The sequence below is a fragment of the Minwuia thermotolerans genome, assembly GCF_002924445.1.
GTDB lineage: Bacteria > Pseudomonadota > Alphaproteobacteria > Minwuiales > Minwuiaceae > Minwuia > Minwuia thermotolerans.
Window position 1 is genome coordinate 130,343 of the sequence record NZ_PIGG01000031.1, and the last position, 20,980, is coordinate 151,322.

Consider the following 20,980-nt stretch of genomic DNA (forward strand, 5'->3'; position numbering starts at 1 on the left):
CCGGGCGCGGGAACCCCGATCAGGGCTGTCCGGCGGTTCGGGCGAAATCCACGGCGATCTCTCGTCGGGTGAAGCGCCATCCGGCGTCCGTGCGCACGAAGGTGTCGCGGTATTCGCCGACGATGTCGGGCACTTCCGACGGGCGCACCCGTTCCGGCCGTTCACGGTCGTCATGACGGTGAAGCGTCAGATAGACCACGCCGGTGGCGTTGTTCCCGTCGATGACGTCCACCAGCGCGTTGGTGCAGACATGACGCGAGCGGCGGTGCTTCGCGGCCTCGCGCCGCCGGAATCCCGCCTCGATCTCGGCGCGGCCGGTCATGGTGTTGTCGGGCGAGGTCCAGACCCCGTCATCGGTGAACTGGTCCGCGATCCGCGACGCCTCGCCGTGGTCGACGAAGTGGCAGTATTCGATCATCAGCCGCTCGCAGGCGCGCTCGATCAGCATGCGCTCGATATCGTCCATTCATTCGATCTCCCGGCTGAAGGCCGCGTTGGCCTCGTCGAAAATGCGGTATTCCTGGCGGTTCCAGAAGACCCGTCCGGTCATGTCGTCGGCGGTGAACGCGGCCAGCCACTTCGCCGTCGGATAGACGTCCGCCGGGTCCTGCGGCGCCTCCGGGTTCATGCCGGAGCGCGTGGGCCCGGGGATGAGGCCGTTTACCAGCACGCCCGTGCCCAGGCATTCGCGCGCCGCCGTTCGCGTCAGGGCGTATAGCCCCGCCTTCGACGCGCCGTAGGCGCCGAACCCTTTACCGCCAGTTTCTGCGGCCCGGGAAAGCGTGTTGACGACGTGTCCCCCGCCCTGCGCCTGCATCAGCGGGATCGCCGCCTTCATGCCGTAATAGGGGCCGAGAAGATTGACGCGGATCAGCTTCTCGAACTGGTCGGGCGCGTGATCGGGGATCGCAGTGCGGAAACCGAGGCCGGCATTGTTGAACAGCACGTCGAGCCGGCCGTGTTCTCCGGCGACGGAACGGATGAGATCGGCCACCGCCGCCGCGTCGCTTACGTCGCATTCGCGCAACGTGAAGTCCGTCGCGCCGTCGAGCAGCGCCACGTCGGCGCCGACGACCGTGGCGCCGTCGGTGTGAAAGCCCTCGGCGATCGCCCGCCCGATGCCGCTCGCCGCGCCGGTGACGATGATGACCTTGCCCCGCACGCTCACCGCGTCGCGGCCGCTGCCTTCGGCGCGAAGTCGCCAAGCCCCTGCCGGAGGAGATCCACAATCATTCCGATCTCCTCGTCGGTGACATTGAGCGGCGGCGTGACCAGGAAATGGTCGCCGCGGAGGCCGTCCAGCATGCGCCGGGAATAGATGATCAGCCCCCGGTCGTAGCAGGCCTGGGCGATCTCGCTGCCGGCGTTGAGTTCCGGCGGCAGGGGGATGCGCTTCTTGCGGTCGGCCATGACGTCGAAGCCGAGCATCAGCCCCCGGCCCCGTACTTCGCCGATGAACGGAAACTCGTCCATCAGCCCTTCCAGCGCGGCCTTCAGCTTCGCGCCCTGGCGGGCGGCGTTGGCCACCAGGCCGTCCTCCATCAGCACGTCCATCACGGCGAGGCCCGCGGCGCAGGCCAGCGGCCCGGCCGAGTATGTATGGCCGTGAGCGTAGCCGCCGGCGTCGTAGACCGCTTCGACCATGTCGCCCCTCGCCAGCACCGCGCCGAGCGGCACGTAGCCGGCGGCCAGGCCCTTGGCCATCGCGATGATGTCGGGGTTGGCGTCCCAGTGCTCGGCGCAGAGGTACTTGCCGCTCCGGCCCGAACCGCACATCACCTCGTCGTAGATCAGCAGCAGCCCGTGGCGGTCGCAAATCTCCCGGACGCGGGCATAGTAGACGTCCGGCGCGATCAGGCCGCCGGTCGCCGCGCCGCCGATCGGCTCCATGATGAAGGCCAGCACCGTCGAGGGGCCCTGGTTGATGATCTCGTCCTCCAGCGCCTGGGCAAAGCGCAGCGCCGCTGCATCCTCGCTCTCGCCTTCGGGCCGCTCCACCACGAAGGGCGCCGGGATCTTTGGCTGGATCTGCATCATCGGCGCGAAGGGTGCGAACATCGCGGGATCGCCGGTCAGCGAAAGCGCGCCAAGAGTAGAGCCGTGATAGGAAGGCAGACGGGAGATGATCTTGTATCGGGTCCCCTCCCCCTTCGCGAGGGCGTACTGGCGCGCCAGCTTGATCGCGCCCTCGACCGCTTCGGAGCCGCCGGAACAGAAGAACGCGCGGGTCAGGCCCTTGTCCTGTCCCAGATCCGCCAGCCGGTCGGCCAGTGTCTCGGCGGGGCCGTTCTTGAAATGGCTGCGGAAAGCGAAGCAGATATCGTCCATCTGCGCCCGCATGGCCTCGACCACGCGGCGGTTGTTGTGGCCGATATTCGTGGTCTGCGGCCCGCAGCTCGCGTCGACATAGCGGCGGCCCTCGTCGTCCCAGATGAAGATGCCCTCGCCCCGGACCGCGACCGGACGGTCGGCGGTGGGCCAGAAGAACATGGAGGACGGCTGGTTGCGGCCGTGGCGCGGCGCGAATTCGTTCATGGCGGTCTCCCCTCCCGGCGTCTCGATCGGGGCAAGAGTAGACCCGCCGCCGGCGCGCCGCCAGCGCGACGGCCGCAATCGCGGGTTGAGACTCGCGGGTTCCCGAAATACCCTGTTCATTCGCGGGGCCCGCAGGAAAGCAGGGATATGGACACTCAGGCGCCACTCAGCGTTCCGGACGCCCGGGAGCCGGAACGTCCGCGCTGGACCAGCATTACCTATGACGGCGAGCGGAAGACGTTCAGGCGGCTGCTGATGCGGGAGGCGCCACTGATCGCCGCGACTGGCGGCATCTACTGGTTCTGGGCGCGGACCCGCGTGCGCCGCTTCATCTGGGCGCATACCAAGATCAACGGCACGCCGCTGGAGTATTCGGGCCGCGGTCTGGAGCTGTTTCTCGGCTTCGTCATTGCCGGCGCGCTGTTCGCCCTGACCTACTGGCTGTTGCAGCTCGCCGTGCTGAGCGCCGGCTTCGGCCCGCTGGAAGGCGCGGCCGTCTCTCTCGGCGTCTACGCCCTGTTCTTCACCTTCCTCTACGCGCTGGCCGCCTGGCGCACGCGCCGCTACATGGTCCGCCGCACGTCCTGGCGCGGCATACGCTGTGGTCTGGAAGGATCGAGCCTCGGCTTTGTCCGCCACGCCCTGCCCGCGGCGCTGGCCACCGTGTTCACGCTCGGGCTGGCCTTTCCGTGGCTCAATGTCGTGGTCCAGCGTTATCTGATCGGGAACATGTCCCTCGGCAGCGCCCGCTTTCACTATGACGGGCGAGGCCGGGAGCTGTTCAGGCCCTGGCTGGCGGTCTGGTTGCTGCTGCTGCCGACAGCCGGTTACTCGCTCGTCTGGTGGCGGGGCCGGGCCATGCGCTACCACTACAACGCGACGAGGATGAACGGGCTGGCGCTCAATTCGTCGCTCGATCCCTGGAAGATCGTCGTCATCTCGATCATCGGCGGTCTGCTGATCGGTCTGCTTTTCTACCTGCCGGCGGGCCTCGTCTTCGTCGCCGCCGGCGCTGCGACCACGGCTGTCGGCAATTTCGCCACCCTCGCCGTGGCTGGCGTCATCGCCTTCTCCGTGTTCTTCGCTGCCGCCTGGGCCATATTGCTCTACTTCGTCGAGTACCGCATCACCGAGCACGCCCTGCAGACCCTGCTGATCAGCGGCAGCATGGACTGGAACGACATCGAGCAGGTGCATCCGCAGGCCGCCGGTCCGGGCGACGGCCTCGACGCCGTGCTCAGCATGGACGGAATCTGACCTCCTCATGGAAGCGCCATGGAACCGCTCCAGGGCGACATTCTCCGACGGACGCACAGCCGCGATCCACGATGTCGAAGTCGACATTGCCCCTGAGGGCATCGGAATAGAGGGGGACGACGTCAGCGTCCACTGGGGCGAGGCCGGGCTGGAGGTCGTCGATGCCCCGGCCAATGCAAAGGCGCTTCGCCTCGGTCACGCGGATCATGACGGCGCGCGCCTGCTGCTGGAGGGCGAGGCCCTGGTGGCGGAAGTGCGCGAGGCCCTGCCCGGCCTGCTGGCGCGGCGTCCGGACAGCCGCCGATACGACCTGAAGAAGCTGGGCGTCTGGGGCGGCGCGGTGGCGGCGCTGGCGGCGCTCTTCTTCCTCTTCCTGCCGGCCATCGTCTCCGGCGTCGCCGCGCTGATTCCCCAGTCGGTCGAGAAACGCCTCGGCGACCAGGCTCTGGCGGCCTTCTCGCAGTTCTTCGACGGCATGGAAAACGAATGCCGGGAGCGTGAGGGCCAGCAGGCGCTCGACTGGATGGTGGTGCAGATCATGGACGGCGCACGGATCGAACGCGGCGCCGATGTCCGTGTCGTACCGGTCGACATGGTCAACGCCGTGGCCTTTCCCGGCGGCAGGGTCCTGATCTTCGACGGCCTGATCCAGCAGGCCGAAAGCGCCGAGGAAGTGGCCGGCGTCGTCGCCCATGAACTCGGCCATGTGGAGTACCGCCACGGGATGGAGCGGATGGTCCGCGACAGCGCCATCAGCGCTGTCCTCAGCGTTTTCGCGCCGGGCGCGGCCGGCGACATCGGCAGCGAGTTTGGCGGCGCACTACTGACCCAGTCCTATGGCCGCGATGCCGAGCGGGAGGCCGACGCCTTCGCCGTCGAAACGCTGAACCGCATCGGGGTCACCACCGGCGGCATGGCGAGCTTCTTCGAACGCATGGCGCAGAAACACGATGCCGGCCAGGGCGGCTCGCTGATGCAGTACCTGGCCAGTCACCCGGCGCCGACCGAGCGCGCCGGGACCATCGCCGCGCGCGGCACCGGCGACGAACGCATCCTCAGCGACGCCGAATGGCGCGCGCTGAAGGCGATCTGCCCGAAAGACTGAGGTTCAGACGATGCGCTTGTCGCGGAATTCCGCAATGGCGTCGGCGCCGTAGCCGAGTTCGCCAAGGATTTCCTCGGTGTGCTCGCCGAGCACCGGCGCACGGTGACGGATGCCGCCCGGCGTCTTCGACAGGTTGATCGGAGCACTGGCCACCGGGGCGGGCTTCGGCAGGTTCGGAAACTCGACGTCCTGCAGAAATCCCATGGCCTGGACATGCGGATCGTCCAGGGTCTGCTGCGGCGTATAGAGAGGCCCGGCCGGCACCGAGGCCGCGGCATACTCGGCCAGCACCTCGTTGGTGGTCTTGTCCTTCGCGTGCTCGCGGGCGATCTCGGAGAGGATCTCGCTGTTGTTGCCGCGGTCGAGGTCGTCGGCGAAGCGGGGATCGTCGATCAGATCGGGGCGGCCCACCAGCTTCGCCCAGCGCTCGAACAGGGGACGCCCGACCACCTGAACGATGAACCAGCCATCCTTCGTCGGAACGATGTCGCTCGGGCCCGAGGTCTGGCCCCGGTTCATGGTCGGCTTGCGGTTGATGCCGAGCATCGCCTGCTCGATCAGCGCGGCGTTGCCGATCGTCAGCGCCGAACGCACCAGCGCGCCCTCGACCATCTGGCCCTCGCCGGTCTCCTTCCGGTGCATCAGGGCGACCAGCGTGCCGATCGCCGACATCATCGCGGTGGTGAAATCCACCCAGGGGCCGGCGAACTTCACCGGCTGGTCCTCGCTGCCCGACATGTAGGTGGAGCCCGACATGACCTGACCGATGCCGTCGAAACCGACGCGGTCGCTGTAGGGGCCGCCATGACCGAAGGCGGAAACCGTGGTCAGGACGATGTCCGGCTTAATCGCCTTCAGGCTGTCGTAATCCAGACCCATGGCCTTCAGGCCCTGGGGCGGCAGGTTGGCGACCACCACGTCGGCGGTCTCCACCAGCTTCTTCACGATCTCCCGGCCTTCCGGCTTCATCGGGTTGAGGGTGAGGCCACGCTTGTTGCGGTTGATCTGCAGGAACAGCGCGCCGATGCCGTCATCGTTGACCGGCGTGGTCCAGCGATCCTCGGAACCGGCCAGCTTCTCGATGCGGATGACGTCCGCGCCGAACTCGGCCAGCAGGCTGGCGCAGTACGGTCCCGCGATATAGCGGCCGAAATCCAGCACACGGTATCCGCTCAGAACTCCCGACATCGCTCCCCTCCCCGAAAAAGAATGCCGCTCTATCGTCGATCGATACGCATCTTCATACCGAAGCGCGGGCGCAAGGTCACGCGCCCTTGCGGCCGTACCGGGTGTCCGGGCTTCAGCGTCAACCGGTAACGGCGGCCAAGCACGGCCAGAACCATGCGCGCCTCGAGCTGCGCGAAACCGGAGCCAATGCAGATGCGGGGACCGCCGCCGAACGGGAAATAGGCGTGCTTGTGGCGCGCATAGACCTCATGATCGGCGAAGCGCTCCGGATCGAAGCGGTCGGGCTCCGGCCAGAGCTTCGGATTGCGGTGGGTGATCCACGGCACGGCGGAGACGATGGCCCCCTTCGGGACCGCCAGTTCGCCGCCCAGCCGGTCGTCCTTCTCCGCCGTGCGGCTGATGGAGAAGGCCGGCGGGTAGAGCCTGAGCGTCTCGTCGATGACCATGCGGGTTCGCTCCAGCGTGCGCATGTCATCGAAATTCGGCCGACGGTCGCCCAGAACCGAATCGATCTCGGCGTGGAACTTCGCTTCTTCCTCCGGGTGCAAGGAGAGCAGATAGAACGCCCAGCTCAGCGCCTGCGCCGTGGTTTCGTGACCGGCCGCGAACAGGGTCATGACCTCGTCGCGAAGCTGGCGGTCGGACATCCCCTCCCCGGTTTCCGGATCGCGGGCGTCCAGCAGCATCCGCAGCAGGTCTTCGCGCGCGGCCTCGCCCGCCGTCCGGCGCTGATCGATGATCGCGTAGATCATGCTGTCGAGGGTCTTCATCGCCCCGCGCACCTTCGGGTCGCGGTAGCGCGGCAGCCATTCCGGCAGGCCCAGGAAATCGATCGGCGAAAGCCGTCCCAGGTTCTCGATCAGGATCGATACCGCCCTGCCCAGCCGGTCGATGTCGCCTGCGATGTCGGAGGTGAACAGCGTCCGCGCCACGATCTCCATGGTCAGGCGCATCATCTCGTGGGCGATGTCGACATGACGGCCTGTATCGGCATGCGCCTCCCAGCGTTCGGCTGTCGCCTCGGCGCTGTCGACCATGATGCCGGCCAGCGCCTGCAGCCGCTGGAAATGGAAGGCCGGAGCCGCGATCCGGCGCTGACGCCGCCAGAAATCGCCTTCCGCCGTCAGCAGCCCGTTGCCCAGCGCCGGCCCCAGGATCTGCCGGTTCAGCCGGCCCTTGGTGTAGATTTCCGGCTTGGCGACCAGCATCTCCTTGATCAGGTCAGGCCGGTTGACGATGACGAAGGTCTGGAAGGCGAAACGCCGGACCGAATAGTCCTTGTCGAAGATGTGGTCGGGATAGAGATCGATGACGTTGTCGCGCATCACCCGCATGGTCTCGATCACGCCAAGCCGCCGGTTCACGCCCGGATGGCGCAGACTGGGCGCACCCTGACCGGAATCCGTCATCGCCGCCTGCCCGCCTTCTCCTCATAGGGGTTGTGGCTCTTGCGCAGCATCATTCTGACCGGCACGCCCTGCAGGCCGAACGCCTCGCGCAGCCCGTTCACCAGATACCGCTCATATGCGTCAGGCAGTTCGCCGCCCGACGAGGTGAACAACGCGAAGGTCGGCGGCCGCGACTTGGCCTGCGTCAGATAGCGGATGCGGAAACGCCGGCCGTTGACCAGCGGCGGCGGATGGCGCGCCGTCATCTCCTCCAGCCAGCGATTGAGGCGCGCCGTCGGCACGCGGATGTTCCAGGCCTTGTATGCCTTGATGACGGCGGGCATCAGCTTGTCGACGCCGCGGCCGGTCAACGCCGAGAAGGCGACGATCGGCACACCCCGGGCCTGGGCCAACTGCTGCTCCAGTCGATAGCGGAGTTCGCGCATGACTTCGGGACCGTCATCGAGCAGATCCCACTTGTTGATGCCGATCACCAGTGCGCGGCCCTCTTCCAGGGTCTGCCGTGCGAGGACCAGATCCTGACGTTCCAGAGGCTGGGTCGCATCGGCCAGCAGCACCACGACTTCGGCGAACTGCACCGCGCGCAGCCCGTCGGCTACCGCCAGCTTCTCCAGCTTCCGGTTGACGCGCGACTTCCGGCGCATGCCGGCGGTGTCGAACAGACGCACCGGATGGCCATTCCATTGCCAGTTGATGGAGATCGAATCCCGGGTGATGCCCGCTTCCGGACCGGTCAGCAGGCGGTCCTCGCCGATCATCCGGTTGATGAGCGTGGACTTGCCCGCATTGGGACGTCCGACCACAGCGAGCAGCAGCGGCTTCTCCGCCTCCTCGCCGGCGGCGTCCCGGCCGGCCCGTTTGGTCCTTTCCGGCGCCAGCGCCTCGATGGCGTCCTTGAGATCGACCAGGCCCTCGCCATGCTCCGCCGAGATACCGACGGGATCGCCGAGCCCCAGTTCATAGGCTTCCAGCCGGCCCGGTTCGCCGGCGCGGCCCTCGCACTTGTTGGCGACGATGATGACCGGCGTGCTCTGCTCGCGCAGCCAGCCCGCGAAATGACTGTCCAGCGGCGTCAGGCCGGCGCGGGCGTCGTACATCAGCAGCGCCACGTCCGCCTCGGCCAGCGCCATCTCGGTCTGCTGGCGCATCCGGGCTTCCAGACTGTCGTCGAAGGCTTCCTCGAGTCCGGCGGTGTCGATCACGCGGAAGCGGAGCGTCCCGATGCGTCCCTCGCCCTCGCGGCGGTCGCGGGTGACGCCGGGCAAATCATCGACCAGCGCCAGGCGCTTGCCGACCAGCCTGTTGAACAGCGTCGACTTGCCGACATTGGGCCGGCCCAGAATGGCGATAGTGAGGCTCATGGAAGCCCGATCCTAGCGATAGGCGATAAGTTCGCCGCCATCGGTGACAAAGAGCAGCGTGCCGTCGACCACGATAGGGGCCGCGGCGATGCCGTCATCCAGTTCGAAGCCGCCGACCGGAGAACCGTCGAACGGCGAATAGAAGGCCACCTGGCCCTCGTTGTTGGCGACGATGACCCGTTCGCCGGCGACCACGGGACCAACCCACGTAAGCCGGCCCTCGTTGTCTTCGGGATCCTCGAACTTCGGCATCTGGGTGACCCAGCGGATGCCGCCGTCGTCGGCCGACAGGCAGACCAGTTCGGATTCCGAGGACACCAGATAGAGGAAGTCGCCCGTCAACCATGGCGTCTGCCGTCCCGCGATCTCCTGGTCCCAGATACGAATGCCACGCTGCAAATCGATGGCCGCCGCGGCGCCGCCCTGGCCGACCACGTAGACGCGGCCCTCGTCGATCACGGGCTGGGCGTCGATGTCGTTGATGGCGCCGAGCGGCGTGACCCGCCGGGCCCGCAGCAACTGGTCCGACCAGATTGCCTGGCCGGTGTCCGCGCGGATGGCGTAGATCTCGCCCGAGGCGTAGGGGGCCAAGACGAAAGGACCGCTGCCCGTCGGGGCGGGCGTGCCGATCTGTTCGGCAGTCTCCTGCAGTCCCTGGTGCACCCAGATCTCCTCGCCGGTCTCCAGATCGTGCGCCTTCAGCCGGCTGTCCGACGCCAGAAAATAGACTCGCCCGTTGCTTACCAGCGGCGCCCCGCGGATCGGACCGTCGATCCTCACCTGCCAGAAGTAGTTCCCGGTCTCGGGTTCCAGGGCATAGAGGTCACCGAAGGGCGTCGTCGCTACGATCACGCCGTCGCCCACGGCCACGCCGCCGCCGATCTCGCCCGGATCCTCGCTGCGGCGGCCGAGGCCGACCTGCCAGATCCGCTCTCCGGTCCGCAGATCGAAGGCGCTCACCCTGGCGCGGGCGTCCATGGTGTAGACACGGCCGTTCGCGGAAACGGGCCGCGCGGTCACGCGTTCCTCATCATCGGAGCCGGTGCCGATATCGGCGCTCCAGGCCCGGCTGAGGGACCCGGAAAGCGCCAGATGCCGCATCACCGCCTCCGGCGTGCCACCCTCCTGCGGCCAGTCGGCGTTCGAAACCGCCGCCGGCAGCGTCACGGTCAGATCCTGAACGCTCTCGTCCGGCTCCAGCGACGTTTCCAGCGCCAGCACGGAAATGCGCTCGCCGGGCAGCGGCACCTTCTCGGTCTCGAACCAGGAGCCGATTGTATCGCACGCGCCGACCGTCGCCGCCAGCGCGGCGGCGGTCAGCACCCGTCCGAGCAGACTTGCGCCCAAGGCCTTCTCAGCCCCCCAGCGCCATAATGTAGTTTCGCACGCGATCGCGCTGTCGCGCCGTGGCATTGGCGTCCTCGGCGATAGCGCGCAATTCCGCGATGGCCTCGGCCCGGTCACCCTTCGCCAGCATCGCCGAGGCGCGTATCTCCCGCGCCGCATTGGCGAACACGCCCCCGCCGTCAGGCAGATCGCCGAGCCGTTGAACGGCTGCATCGCCGCCTTCAAGTTCCAGAGCCAGCAGGGCCGCCTTCAGTCGCACGACATCGCGATGCAGCGCGCGCAACTCGCCATCGGCGATCAGCCGGTCATAGGCGGCCAGCGCTTCTGTCCCGTTGCCGGCGGCGGCCCGCGCGGCGGCGGCCTGCATTTCGGCCAGAGCGCCATAACCCCCGGGACCGGACGCAGCGATCTGATCGAAGGCGGCGGCGGCCTCGGCCGCCTGCCCGGCGTCCAGCCGATCCAGCGCCGACTCGAAGGCCGCGCCCGCCTCTTGACGCTCGTTCAGCCGATAGTCCTGCCAGAACACCACGCCGGCGACGACGGCGACGATCAGGACGGTTGCCCCGATGGCATAGGCGCCATAGCGCTTCCACATCGTCTCGTAGCGTTCGCGGCGGACGTCTTCGTCCACCTCGCGGAAAATGAGATCGTCACTCACGGGTCAGAAGCGTCCTCGGAACGGGGCCGCGCCATGACGGTCGCGGCAGATGAAAATCCGCGACCTAGATAACGATTGCGCGGTCCGGATGCAAACACGCCGCGGCCCGCCCGGCAGCACGGTCTCCGGCCAGCTCGCGCTTGACGGGCCGCGCGGGGCGCTGTTTTGTTGCCCACCCGCCCGAACGGCGGCTCACAACGGCGCGACGGTCATGATCCTGCTGATCGATAACTACGACAGCTTTACCTACAACCTCGTCCACTTCCTGGGCGAGCTCGGCGCGCACATCGCCGTGCGCCGCAACGACGTGCTGAGTGTTGCCGAAGCGCTGGAAATGAAGCCGGAGGCCATCGTGCTGTCACCCGGTCCGGGCCGGCCCGACAGCGCCGGCATTTCGCTGGAACTCGTCGCCTCGGCGCCGCCCGAGCTGCCGATCCTCGGCGTCTGCCTGGGCCACCAGACCATCGGGGAGGTCTTCGGCGGCCGGATCATTCGCGCCGAGATCCTGATGCACGGCAAGACTTCGACCATCACCCATCGCGGCGAGGACGTATTCGCCGGCCTGCCGCAGGGATTCACCGCCACGCGCTACCACTCCCTCGTGGTCGACCGGGACGGCTTCCCCGAAGCCCTGGAAATCACCGCGGAAACCGAAGATGGCGCGATCATGGGCCTGCGCCACCGTGAACGGCCCGTCTACGGCGTCCAGTTCCACCCCGAGAGCATCGCCTCGGAGCACGGCCACGCCCTGCTCGACAACTTCCTGAAGCTGGCGGGTCTGAAGCAATGAACGAGATGGAAACCTTCAAGGCCCTGATAGGGCGCGTCGCCGAAGGCGAGAAGCTGCCGGTCGAGGACGCCCGGACGGCGTTCGACATCATGATGTCGGGCGATGCCACGCCTTCGCAGATGGGCGCCTTCCTGATGGCGCTGCGCGTCCGCGGCGAGACGGTCGAGGAGATCACCGGCGGCGCCTTGGCGATGCGCGCCAAGGCCGACAAGATCCCGGCTCCGGCGGATGCGATCGACACCTGCGGTACGGGCGGCGACGCCAAGGGCACCTGGAACGTCTCGACCGCCACGGCCTTCGTCCTCGCCGCACACGACATTCCCGTCGCCAAGCACGGCAACCGGGCGCTATCGTCGAAGACCGGCACCGCCGACGTGCTGACGGCGCTTGGCGTCAACATCGACTGCCCCTTTTCCCTGATCCAGAAGGCGCTGAAGGAAGCCGGCATCGGCTTTCTGATGGCCCCGCGCCATCACGGCGCGATGCGGCATGTCGGGCCGACGCGCGTCGAACTCGGCACGCGCACGATCTTCAACCTGCTGGGGCCGCTTTCGAACCCGGCCGGCGCGAAACGCCAGCTCATGGGCGTGTTCGCCCGGAAGTGGGTCGAACCGCTGGCTCATGTGCAGATGAAGCTGGGCGCCGAAAAGGTCTGGGTCGTGCACGGCTCCGACGGCATGGACGAACTGACCACCACCGGTCCCTCCACTGTCGCCGAACTGGCGGATGGCAGGGTCAGCGTCTTCGAGGTCAATCCCGCGGACGCCGGCCTGCCCGTCGCGCGCCCGGAAGATCTGAAGGGTGGCGGCCCGGAGGAGAACGCCCGGGCGCTGCAGGCCGTGCTGAACGGGGCGAAGAACGCCTTCCGCGACATCGTCGTGCTCAACGCCGCGGCTGGGCTGATCGTCGCCGGCAAGGCCGGTTCCCTCAAGGAAGGCGCCGAAATGGCCGCGGCGTCGCTGGATGGCGGTTCGGCCGCCGCCCGGCTGGCGCAGCTGGTCAAGATTTCCAACGAGGCCGCCTGACCATGTCCGGGACGGTACTCGACAGAATCTGCGCGGACAAGCTGGAACATGTCGCCCGCTGCAAGGCCGAGCGTCCGCTGAAGCGGGTCGAGGCCGCGGCGAAGGCGCAGCCGGCGCCGCGCGGGTTCCTGCAGGCCCTGCGCGCGCATCAGGACGCCGGCCGCTACGGCCTGATCGCCGAAATCAAGAAGGCCTCACCCTCCAAGGGTCTGATCCGGGCGGACTTCGACCCGCCCGCGCTGGCGCGGGCCTATCGCGCCGGCGGTGCAAGCTGTCTGTCCGTGCTGACCGACGCGCCCTATTTCCAGGGTGCCGACAGCTATCTCACCGCGGCCCGCACCGCCGTCGACCTGCCTGTTCTTCGCAAGGACTTCATGCTGGATGTCTATCAGATCGCCGAGTCGCGGGCGCTCGGCGCCGACTGCGTGCTGCTGATCATGGCGGCGCTGGAAAACGGCCAGGCCCGGGAGCTCGAAGATGCCGCGATCGGGTATGGCATGGACGTGCTGGTCGAGGTCCACGACATCGAGGAACTCGAGCGCGCCAAATCTCATCTGAAAAGTGAATTGATCGGTATAAACAACCGAAATCTCAAGACTCTAGATGTCGATCTGGCGACCACGGAGGCCTGCGCCGCCGCCCTGCCCGCGGGTTGCCTGGCGGTCAGCGAAAGCGGGCTGAACACCCGCGCCGACCTGGACAGGATGGCCGCCGCCGGCTGCCGCAGCTTCCTGATCGGGGAGAGTCTGATGCGCCAGGAGGATGTCGCTGGCGCCACACGCGCCCTGATCGGCGAACCTGCGATGCGGGCCGCGGGCTGAGATGGCCGGCTTCACCCATTTCGACGACAAGGGTGCGGCCCGGATGGTCGACGTGGGCGCCAAGGACGAGACGAAGCGCACCGCCGTGGCGGAGGCCCGGGTCCTCGTCTCCGCGGAGACCCTCGCCCTGATCGTCGAGGGCCGCGCGAAGAAGGGCGACGTGCTGGGCGTGGCGCGGCTGGCCGGGATCATGGGCGCGAAGAAGACACCGGACCTGATCCCGCTGTGCCACCCGCTGTCGCTGAACAGCGTCGAGGTCGATCTCGCGACAGAGCACGACCCGCCCGCCATTCTCATCCGCGCGACCTGCAAGGTCACCGGCAAGACCGGGGTCGAGATGGAGGCGCTGACCGCCGCCTCGGTCGCGGCGCTGACCGTCTATGACATGTGCAAGGCGGTGCAGCGCGACATGGTCATCACCGGGGTCCGGCTGATCTCCAAGGAAGGCGGCAAGTCCGGCCGGTTCGGGGCCGAATGATTCCCGTCGCGGAAGCGCGCGGCCGCATCCTGGCCGCGCTGTCGCCGACACCCCTGGAATGGGTCGGGCTGGAGCGCGCCAGCGGCCGGGTGCTGGCCGAGCCGGTACTGGCGCGGCGCACCCAGCCGCCCGCCGACATGTCGGCGATGGATGGATACGCAGTCCGCGCCGCCGATACCGGAAATGGCCAGCCGCTGAGGCAGATCGGCGAATCCGCGGCCGGTCACGGTTTCGACGGATCGATCGGCCCGGGCGAGACGGTGCGCATCTTCACCGGCGCGCCCCTGCCCGAAGGCGCCGACGCCATCCTGATCCAGGAAGATGCGGAAGCCGACGGCGACACCATCCGGCCGAAGGCGGCCGTCGCCCCCGGAACATATGTCCGCCCGGCCGGCCTCGACTTCCGCGAAGGCGATGCCGGCATGGCGGCCGGCCAGGAAATCGGGCCGCGCAACATCGGCCTGCTGGCCGCCATGAACGCGCCCTGGGTGCCCGTGCGGCGGCGCCCGCGCATCGCGCTGCTCTCCACGGGCGATGAGCTCGTGCGCCCTGGCGAGGCGCCGGGGCCTGACCAGATCATCTCGTCCAATGCGCTCTCCGTCGGCGCGCTGGTGGCGAAGGCCGGCGGCGAACCGGTCGATATCGGCATCGCGCCCGACCGGCCCGATGCTCTCGCGGAGGCCGGACGCCGGGCGGGCGGCTGCGACATGCTGGTGACGCTGGGCGGCGCGTCGGTCGGCGAGCACGACCTCGTGCAGGAGGTGCTGGGCGGCAAGGGCCTGGACATCGACTTCTGGCGCATCGCCATGCGGCCGGGCAAACCGCTGATGTTCGGCCGCTTCGGCGATGTGCCTCTGCTCGGTCTGCCGGGCAATCCCGTCTCGGCGCTGGTCTGCGGCGTGATCTTCCTGCGCCCCGCCATCCGCGCCATGCTGGGCGCCGAAGACACCGTGCCGCCGCTCCGCCGCGGGCGTCTTGGCCGGGACCTGCCCGCCAACGACCGCCGCGAAGACTATCTGCGCAGCATCGCCGTCTCCGCGGACGACGGTCCGCCGATGGTCACGCCGTTCGAGCGCCAGGATTCCTCGATGCTGTCGGTCATGTCGCGCGCCAACGCCCTGGCAGTAAGACCGCCGCACGCACCCGCCATGGCGGCCGGCGAGCCGATCGACTACATCACGCTCGATCACCTCGCCTGATGAGGGAACATTGACGGAATCGAGGAACTTACGTAGAACATAACAGGATTCGTTTTCGAGCGGTCAGGAGGCCGACGCCCATGCTCACACGCAAGCAACACCAGCTCCTGCTCTATGTTCACGACTATCTGAAGGACAATGGCGTCTGTCCTTCGTTCGACGAGATGAAGGACGCGCTGGACCTCAGGTCGAAGTCCGGCATCCACCGGCTGATCACGGCGCTCGAGGAGCGCGGCTTCATCCGCCGCCTGCCGCACCGGGCGCGGGCGCTGGAGATCCTGAAGCTGCCGGATTCGGCGACGCCCGAGGGCCGCCAGAGGATACAGGAGCCGAAGGTCGGCGCATTCCAGCCCCAGGTCGTGGCGAGCCAGCCGCTGCCCGCCCGGGCGACCCCCGCCCCCGCGGCCGGCGAGAGCGCCACCCTGCCCCTCTACGGCCGGATCGCCGCCGGCACGCCGATCGAGGCGCTGCGCGACCAGTCCAACTACATCGACGTTCCCGGCCACGTGCTGGGCCGGGGCGAACACTACGCCCTGGAAGTGGCCGGCGATTCCATGATCAACGCCGGCATCCTGGACGGCGACACCGTCGTGATCGAGCGCTGCGACACCGCCGAGAACGGCGCCATCGTCGTGGCCCTGATCGACGGCGAGGAAGTGACGCTGAAGCGCCTGCGCCGCCGCGGCAACGCCATCGCGCTGGAAGCCGAGAACCCGGCCTACGAGACCCGCATCTACCGCCCCGACCAGGTGCGCATTCAGGGCCGGCTGACCGCCCTCTTCCGCCAGTACTGATCCTTCGCCGGCACCGGATCCCTGATCCAGGCCCGCCGGCCGCGGACCGCGTTCACCGACCTGGCCGAAGGGCCGGCGCGGGCATCGAACCAGAGCGCATGCGCGCCATCGCGCCAGATGTCGAAACGGTCGATGACGATCCGGGCCGACGGGCAGCGCCCGAAGACCGGCACCAGGCTGATCACCACGTCGGCCCGCGTACAGTCCTCGGCCACGGCGCGCTGATGCACGGGCAGGGCGATCATCCAGCCATCCGCACGCCAGATGCAGCCCGCATCGTCGCAGCGCATGCGCCCGTCGGGACTGGACAGCCGCGCAGGCCACGGAAGCGACCCCGCCAGTCCGTCGCGCGCCAGCCACTGATCCGCCGTGAACTTCTCCCGCCGCGCCGAGGAGAGCATGACCCCGCCGGTCTCGGTGCGCACCGCGACAAGCCGGGCGTCCGAATCCACGCGGATCAGCGGCCGCTCGGCCAGGTGCGGCGAGGCCAGTCCGATCGCGATCCCGCCGAGCCCGAGCACGCGCCAGGCGCGCGCCCACAGGCAAAGCCAGAGCCCGCCCACGGCCACGGCGGTCAGCCCCCAGACCGGCATGGCCGGCACCAGACGGACTGCGCCGGGCAGCGCCGCGACCCAGTGCGCGACCGTCAGCACGGCATCGATGCCCTGTCCCATCAGCCACAGCAGCGGTCCGTCGAGCCCGACGGGCATCGCCAGCGCCGCCAGGGTCCCCGTGGGCATGACCCAGAATGCGACCAAAGGAATCCCTGCCAGATTGCCCAGCACGCCGTAGTCGGCGAAACGGTTGAAATGGTAGATCGCGAACGGTCCGGTCGCAGCCCCGGCGATCAGCGTGGTAAGCGCGACGCCGGCCAGATAGCCGACGATGCGGCGGAGCGGTCCTCTCTCCCCGCCCGAACGGCGCCAGCGGTCGCCATAGCGCTCGTAGGCGGCGACCAGCGCGGTGACGGCGGCGAAGGACATCTGGAAGCCGGGTTCGACCAGCGCTTCGGGCGACAGCGCGAGGATCAGCATCGCTGCCAGAGCCACGGTTCTGAGCGAGATCGCGCGCCGGTCCGCCAGCACCGCAAGCATGACGAGCGCGACCATGACGAAGGCGCGGACGGTCGGCACCGAGCCGCCGGTGAGCACGAGATAGCCCGCGCCGCCGGCGATCGCGGTCAGCGCCGCCCATTTCTTGATCGGCCGGCGCAACGCAAGCGGCGGATGCAGAGCCAGCAGCGCGCGCAGACCGAAGAAGAGAAATCCGGTCACCAGACCCATGTGCAGGCCCGAGATCGCCAGCAGATGCGCCAGCCCGGCATCGCGCAGCGCCTGCTCCTCCGCCTCCCCGATCCGGCTGCGGTCCCCGGTGATCAGGGCTGCCGCGACGCCCCCCGCGGCCCCGCCGATGGCGCCGGCGATGCGGGAGGCCATGCGGTCCCTGAGCCGGCTCAGCCAGCCGCTCCCTTCGCCGGGCCGGACGATTTCGGCCGCGCCGAGCGCATAGCCGTAGCCGCCGAGACCACGATAGAAGGCGTAGCGCTGGAAATCGAAGGCGCCCGGTTCGGCCGGCGGCGAGGGCGGCCCGGCGAAGGCAAGCATCGTGACCGTGTCGCCGGCGCGGATGGCCTCCGCACCGCTGCGGACGGAAATCCGCACCTTGTGCGGCAGATCCTCGGCCCGAAGCCGGCCGAAGCGATCCGGCGCGAGGACCAGTCGCGCCGCGTCGGGCCGGCGCTCCACCGCCAGCACCTCCCCCGCCAGTTCCGTCGGCCCGACTTCCGCCGGCAGAATGGGCGCACGCACAGCCTCCGTCCGCAGCGCCGCCGCCGCGAGGCCCAGAACCGCGAGCAGGCAGGCAAGCGCCGGCAGCCGGACCGGCGTGGCCCGCAACTGGACCGTGGCGAACATCGCCAGCACTGCGAGAAACGCCAGCCAGGGCAGCGCCGGTTCGAAGGGGAGCGCGAAATAGACGGCGATGCCGCCGCCGAAGAGGACGGGCACGAAGTTGAACAGCCGCCCCCGCTCCGCCTCCAGGGCCGCAGCAAGAGCGCCGGCCGGATCGCGCAACAGGCGGGCCGCCGCCGCGCCAAGCCGTCTCGTCAGTCCTGCGGGGATATGATACATCCACGCCCTCCCGAAGCGATGCTACGTCAATCCCGATCATCAGGAGAAGTCATCCATGCCCAAGGACGGCGTCGTCACACGTTTCGCGCCCTCGCCGACCGGCTTCCTGCACATCGGCGGCGCACGCACCGCCCTGTTCAACTGGCTCTACGCCCGCCACCACGGCGGCCGCTTCCTGCTTCGCATCGAGGACACGGACCGCAAACGCTCCACGGACACGGCGATCGAGGCCATCTTCGACGGCCTGAACTGGCTCGGCCTGGAGGCCGACGAGGAACCCGTTTTTCAGTTCGCACGCCAGCAGCGTCACGCCGAGATCGTCGAACAGCTGCTGGATCGCGGCGAAGCCTATCGCTGCTACGCCAGCCCCGAGGAGCTGCAGGCCATGCGCGACACCCAGCGCGCCGCGGGACAGCCGGTGCGCTATGACGGGCGCTGGCGGGACCGCGACCCGGCGGACGCGCCGAAGGATGTTCTGCCCGCGATCCGCCTGAAGGCCCCGCGGACCGGCGAGACGATCATCGAGGATCTGGTCCAGGGCCAGGTCTCGTTTCAGAATGAACAGCTCGACGACATGGTCCTGCTGCGCGCCGACGGCACGCCGACCTACATGCTTTCGGTCGTGGTGGACGATCACGACATGGATATCACCCACATCATCCGCGGCGACGATCACCTGGTGAACGCGGCGCGACAGAGCCTGATCTTCCGCGCGCTTGGCTGGAGGCCGCCGAAATTCGCCCATATCCCGCTGATCCACGGACCGGACGGGGCCAAGCTCTCCAAGCGCCATGGCGCACTCGGCGTCGATGCCTACCGTGACATGGGCTTCCTGCCCGAGGCCATGCGCAACTATCTGGTGCGTCTCGGCTGGGCCCATGGGGACGACGAGATATTCTCCACCGAGCAGGCCATCGAATGGTTCGACCTGGACCATGTGGGCCGCAGCGCCGCGCGCTTCGATTTCCAGAAGCTGGAGCACCTGAACGGCCACTATCTGCGCCAGGCTGACGACGGTCGGCTGGTCGGACTGGTCTGCGAGATGCTGGCGCGCAAGGGCCAGGATGTCGACGCCGATGGACGCGCCCGCCTGCTTGCCATCATGCCTTCGCTGAAGGAACGCGCAAGGACAGTCGCCGAACTCGCTGAAAGCGCCGGCTTTCTTTTCGCCGAGCGGCCGATCGCGACAAACGAAAAGGCGGCCAGGCTGCTCTCCGGCGAGGCGCCAGAGATCCTGGCGGGCGTACGCGACAGTCTCGCCGCGCTGGAGGACTGGAACGCCGCGGCCGCCGAGGCCGCGGTACGCGATTATGCCGAGACCAACGAACTGAAACTCGGCAAGGTGGCGCAGCCGCTGCGCGCGGCGCTGACCGGCTCCAACGTCTCACCGGGCATCTTCGATGTGCTCGTCGCGCTGGGCCGGGAGGAGTCGCTCGCGCGCATAGGTGATCGCATCTGACGCAGGGTCCGCGAGATTTTCTCGCGCGGCGCTTGGGCTATAATGCCCATATAAGGGTCAAGGGAATTCCGCGGCGACCGAGCCGCCCAACGAACAACAGGATGGGGGTCCACGATGAGTGAAGCCAAAACCAACGGAAAGGCCGCGATCTCGGTCGGCAAGAAGGCCAAGCTGGACGTCGACGTCCTCTCCGGGACGGTCGGTCCGGATGTCATCGACATCCGCAAGCTCTACGGCGAAACCGGCTACTTCACCTACGACCCCGGTTTTACGGCGACTGCGAGCTGCCAGTCCGCGATCTCCTACATCGACGGCGACAAGGGTGTGCTGCTGCATCGTGGCTACCCGATCGACGAGCTGGCGGAGCACTCCGACTACATGGAAGTCTGCTATCTGCTGCTGAACGGTGAGCTGCCGACCGCGGAGCAGAAGGCCGGATTCGTCGACACGGTCACCCGGCACACCATGCTGCACGACCAGATGAACTACTTCTTCCGCGGCTTCCGACGCGACGCCCATCCGATGGCGATCATGGTCGGCGTGGTCGGCGCGATGAGCGCATTCTATCATGACTCCACCGACGTCGACGATCCGCACCAGCGCATGGTGGCGTCGTACCGGCTGGTGGCGAAGATGCCGACCATCGCAGCCTGGGCCTACAAGTATTCCATCGGCCAGCCCTTCATCTATCCGAAGAACGACCTGTCCTATTCCGAGCGTTTCCTGGACATGATGTTCGCCGTCCCGGCCGAGAGCTATCGGGTCGATCCGGTTCTGGCGAAGGCGATGGACCGCATCCTGATCCTGCACGCTGACCACGAGCAGAACGCCTCGACCTCGACGGTGCGCCTGGCCGGATCCTCGGGAGCCAACCCCTTCGCCTGCATCGCCGCCGGCATCGCCAGCCTCTGGGGCCCCGCCCACGGCGGCGCCAACGAGGCGGTGCTGCGCATGCTCAACGAGATCGGCACCGTCGATCGCGTCGACGAGTGCGTCAAGCGCGCCAAGGACAAGGATGACCCCTTCCGTCTGATGGGCTTCGGTCACCGCGTCTACAAGAACTACGATCCGCGCGCGAAAGTCATGCAGCAGACCTGCCATGAGGTCCTCGACCAGTTGGGCATCAAGGACGATCCGCTGCTCGAGATCGCCATGAAGCTGGAGAAGGTGGCGCTGGAAGACGACTACTTCGTCGACAAGAAGCTCTACCCGAACGTGGATTTCTATTCCGGCATCATCCTGAAGGCGATGGGTTTCCCGATGGAGATGTTCACCGTTCTCTTCGCCCTGGCCCGCACGGTCGGCTGGGTCGCCCAGTGGAACGAGATGATCCAGGATCCCCACCAGAAGATCGGCCGTCCGCGCCAGCTCTATACCGGCCCGGCGCAGCATCCCTACGTGCCGATCCACAAGCGCGACTGAGGC

At 68.1% G+C, this 20,980-nt stretch carries 19 protein-coding genes; 10 read left to right on the forward strand and 9 right to left on the reverse strand.

From position 1 onward, the window contains the following. Nucleotides 1-19: 19 nt before the first annotated feature. From CWC60_RS08490 to CWC60_RS08500, 3 genes are read right to left on the reverse strand one after another with little or no spacing between them, the layout of a single operon-like run. Nucleotides 20-466: a nuclear transport factor 2 family protein gene (locus tag CWC60_RS08490; RefSeq protein ID WP_109793569.1), complete on the reverse strand. Its 447-nt coding sequence runs from the start codon at nucleotides 464-466 to the stop codon at nucleotides 20-22. Further along, nucleotides 467-1,168, reverse strand: a complete 702-nt coding sequence (locus CWC60_RS08495; protein ID WP_109793570.1) for an SDR family NAD(P)-dependent oxidoreductase — start codon at nucleotides 1,166-1,168, stop codon at nucleotides 467-469. Continuing rightward, a complete protein-coding gene (locus tag CWC60_RS08500; RefSeq protein ID WP_109793571.1) occupies nucleotides 1,165-2,535 on the reverse strand; it encodes an aminotransferase family protein in 1,371 nt (456 codons plus the stop codon). The genes CWC60_RS08495 and CWC60_RS08500 overlap by 4 nt, the downstream gene beginning before the upstream one ends. 147 nt (nucleotides 2,536-2,682) lie before the next feature. Between CWC60_RS08500 and CWC60_RS08505 the strand changes: the two genes are divergently transcribed. After that, nucleotides 2,683-3,792: a DUF898 family protein gene (locus tag CWC60_RS08505; RefSeq protein ID WP_109793572.1), complete on the forward strand. Its 1,110-nt coding sequence runs from the start codon at nucleotides 2,683-2,685 to the stop codon at nucleotides 3,790-3,792. A 7-nt stretch (nucleotides 3,793-3,799) separates the two neighbouring features. Continuing rightward, nucleotides 3,800-4,897: a M48 family metallopeptidase gene (locus CWC60_RS08510; RefSeq protein ID WP_109793573.1), complete on the forward strand. Its 1,098-nt coding sequence runs from the start codon at nucleotides 3,800-3,802 to the stop codon at nucleotides 4,895-4,897. 3 nt (nucleotides 4,898-4,900) lie between these two features. Here CWC60_RS08510 and CWC60_RS08515 read toward each other — a convergent pair whose 3' ends face one another. From CWC60_RS08515 to CWC60_RS08535, 5 genes are read right to left on the reverse strand one after another with little or no spacing between them, the layout of a single operon-like run. Next, the gene (locus CWC60_RS08515; protein WP_109793574.1) at nucleotides 4,901-6,085 is read right to left on the reverse strand and encodes a CaiB/BaiF CoA transferase family protein; all 1,185 of its coding nucleotides are present in this window, start codon (nucleotides 6,083-6,085) and stop codon (nucleotides 4,901-4,903) included. Between the two features lie 29 nt (nucleotides 6,086-6,114). Next, complete coding sequence (locus tag CWC60_RS08520) at nucleotides 6,115-7,494, reverse strand: cytochrome P450 (protein ID WP_109793575.1); 1,380 nt, start codon at nucleotides 7,492-7,494, stop codon at nucleotides 6,115-6,117. Beyond that, nucleotides 7,491-8,855 carry a ribosome biogenesis GTPase Der gene (der, locus tag CWC60_RS08525; protein WP_109793576.1) on the reverse strand — a complete coding sequence of 455 codons (1,365 nt, stop codon included), beginning with the start codon at nucleotides 8,853-8,855 and terminating at the stop codon, nucleotides 7,491-7,493. The genes CWC60_RS08520 and der overlap by 4 nt, the downstream gene beginning before the upstream one ends. 12 nt (nucleotides 8,856-8,867) lie before the next feature. Beyond that, the gene (locus tag CWC60_RS08530; RefSeq protein WP_164516439.1) at nucleotides 8,868-10,202 is read right to left on the reverse strand and encodes an outer membrane protein assembly factor BamB family protein; all 1,335 of its coding nucleotides are present in this window, start codon (nucleotides 10,200-10,202) and stop codon (nucleotides 8,868-8,870) included. Nucleotides 10,203-10,209: 7 nt separating this feature from the next. Further along, a complete protein-coding gene (locus CWC60_RS08535) occupies nucleotides 10,210-10,860 on the reverse strand; it encodes a tetratricopeptide repeat protein (protein ID WP_109793578.1) in 651 nt (216 codons plus the stop codon). 211 nt (nucleotides 10,861-11,071) lie between these two features. Between CWC60_RS08535 and CWC60_RS08540 the strand changes: the two genes are divergently transcribed. The 6 genes from CWC60_RS08540 (at nucleotide 11,072) to lexA (ending at nucleotide 15,967) form a co-directional block, all read left to right on the forward strand. Next, on the forward strand, nucleotides 11,072-11,650 hold the full coding sequence (locus CWC60_RS08540) for an anthranilate synthase component II (RefSeq protein WP_109793579.1): 579 nt from the start codon (nucleotides 11,072-11,074) through the stop codon (nucleotides 11,648-11,650). A 5-nt stretch (nucleotides 11,651-11,655) separates the two neighbouring features. Then, nucleotides 11,656-12,675, forward strand: coding sequence for an anthranilate phosphoribosyltransferase (trpD, locus tag CWC60_RS08545; RefSeq protein WP_109793918.1), 1,020 nt, complete (start codon nucleotides 11,656-11,658; stop codon nucleotides 12,673-12,675). Between the two features lie 2 nt (nucleotides 12,676-12,677). Beyond that, nucleotides 12,678-13,496 carry an indole-3-glycerol phosphate synthase TrpC gene (trpC, locus tag CWC60_RS08550; RefSeq protein WP_109793580.1) on the forward strand — a complete coding sequence of 273 codons (819 nt, stop codon included), beginning with the start codon at nucleotides 12,678-12,680 and terminating at the stop codon, nucleotides 13,494-13,496. A gap of 1 nt (nucleotide 13,497) precedes the next feature. Then, entirely contained in the window at nucleotides 13,498-13,974 is a 477-nt protein-coding gene (gene moaC / locus CWC60_RS08555; protein WP_109793581.1) for a cyclic pyranopterin monophosphate synthase MoaC, read from the forward strand. Further along, on the forward strand, nucleotides 13,971-15,173 hold the full coding sequence (locus tag CWC60_RS08560; protein ID WP_109793582.1) for a molybdopterin molybdotransferase MoeA: 1,203 nt from the start codon (nucleotides 13,971-13,973) through the stop codon (nucleotides 15,171-15,173). Before moaC ends, CWC60_RS08560 begins: the two co-directional genes overlap by 4 nt. Before the next feature lie 80 nt (nucleotides 15,174-15,253). Then, on the forward strand, nucleotides 15,254-15,967 hold the full coding sequence (gene lexA / locus CWC60_RS08565; RefSeq protein ID WP_109793583.1) for a transcriptional repressor LexA: 714 nt from the start codon (nucleotides 15,254-15,256) through the stop codon (nucleotides 15,965-15,967). On the opposite strand, the gene CWC60_RS08570 is transcribed toward lexA, so the two are convergent. Continuing rightward, on the reverse strand, nucleotides 15,931-18,096 hold the full coding sequence (locus CWC60_RS08570) for a ComEC/Rec2 family competence protein (protein ID WP_109793584.1): 2,166 nt from the start codon (nucleotides 18,094-18,096) through the stop codon (nucleotides 15,931-15,933). The two genes, lexA and CWC60_RS08570, sit on opposite strands and share 37 nt — an antisense overlap. A gap of 55 nt (nucleotides 18,097-18,151) precedes the next feature. On the opposite strand from CWC60_RS08570, the gene gltX reads away from it, so the two are divergent. Continuing rightward, nucleotides 18,152-19,555: a glutamate--tRNA ligase gene (gltX, locus tag CWC60_RS08575; RefSeq protein WP_109793585.1), complete on the forward strand. Its 1,404-nt coding sequence runs from the start codon at nucleotides 18,152-18,154 to the stop codon at nucleotides 19,553-19,555. Nucleotides 19,556-19,669: 114 nt separating this feature from the next. Next, complete coding sequence (gene gltA, locus CWC60_RS08580) at nucleotides 19,670-20,977, forward strand: citrate synthase (RefSeq protein WP_109793586.1); 1,308 nt, start codon at nucleotides 19,670-19,672, stop codon at nucleotides 20,975-20,977. The last annotated feature ends 3 nt before the right edge of the window (nucleotides 20,978-20,980 follow it).

Bases quoted from the DNA above. Each gene is read 5' to 3' on its own strand.
- CWC60_RS08490 (WP_109793569.1), bottom strand. From the start codon at position 466: ATGGACGATATCGAGCGCATGCTGATCGAGCGCGCCTGCGAGCGGCTG.
- CWC60_RS08500 (WP_109793571.1), bottom strand. From the start codon at position 2,535: ATGAACGAATTCGCGCCGCGCCACGGCCGCAACCAGCCGTCCTCCATG.
- CWC60_RS08505 (WP_109793572.1), top strand. From the start codon at position 2,683: ATGGACACTCAGGCGCCACTCAGCGTTCCGGACGCCCGGGAGCCGGAA.
- CWC60_RS08510 (WP_109793573.1), top strand. From the start codon at position 3,800: ATGGAAGCGCCATGGAACCGCTCCAGGGCGACATTCTCCGACGGACGC.
- CWC60_RS08515 (WP_109793574.1), bottom strand. From the start codon at position 6,085: ATGTCGGGAGTTCTGAGCGGATACCGTGTGCTGGATTTCGGCCGCTAT.
- CWC60_RS08520 (WP_109793575.1), bottom strand. From the start codon at position 7,494: ATGACGGATTCCGGTCAGGGTGCGCCCAGTCTGCGCCATCCGGGCGTG.
- der (WP_109793576.1), bottom strand. From the start codon at position 8,855: ATGAGCCTCACTATCGCCATTCTGGGCCGGCCCAATGTCGGCAAGTCG.
- CWC60_RS08540 (WP_109793579.1), top strand. From the start codon at position 11,072: ATGATCCTGCTGATCGATAACTACGACAGCTTTACCTACAACCTCGTC.
- trpD (WP_109793918.1), top strand. From the start codon at position 11,656: ATGGAAACCTTCAAGGCCCTGATAGGGCGCGTCGCCGAAGGCGAGAAG.
- trpC (WP_109793580.1), top strand. From the start codon at position 12,678: ATGTCCGGGACGGTACTCGACAGAATCTGCGCGGACAAGCTGGAACAT.
- moaC (WP_109793581.1), top strand. From the start codon at position 13,498: ATGGCCGGCTTCACCCATTTCGACGACAAGGGTGCGGCCCGGATGGTC.
- CWC60_RS08560 (WP_109793582.1), top strand. From the start codon at position 13,971: ATGATTCCCGTCGCGGAAGCGCGCGGCCGCATCCTGGCCGCGCTGTCG.
- lexA (WP_109793583.1), top strand. From the start codon at position 15,254: ATGCTCACACGCAAGCAACACCAGCTCCTGCTCTATGTTCACGACTAT.
- CWC60_RS08570 (WP_109793584.1), bottom strand. From the start codon at position 18,096: ATGTATCATATCCCCGCAGGACTGACGAGACGGCTTGGCGCGGCGGCG.
- gltX (WP_109793585.1), top strand. From the start codon at position 18,152: ATGCCCAAGGACGGCGTCGTCACACGTTTCGCGCCCTCGCCGACCGGC.
- gltA (WP_109793586.1), top strand. From the start codon at position 19,670: ATGAGTGAAGCCAAAACCAACGGAAAGGCCGCGATCTCGGTCGGCAAG.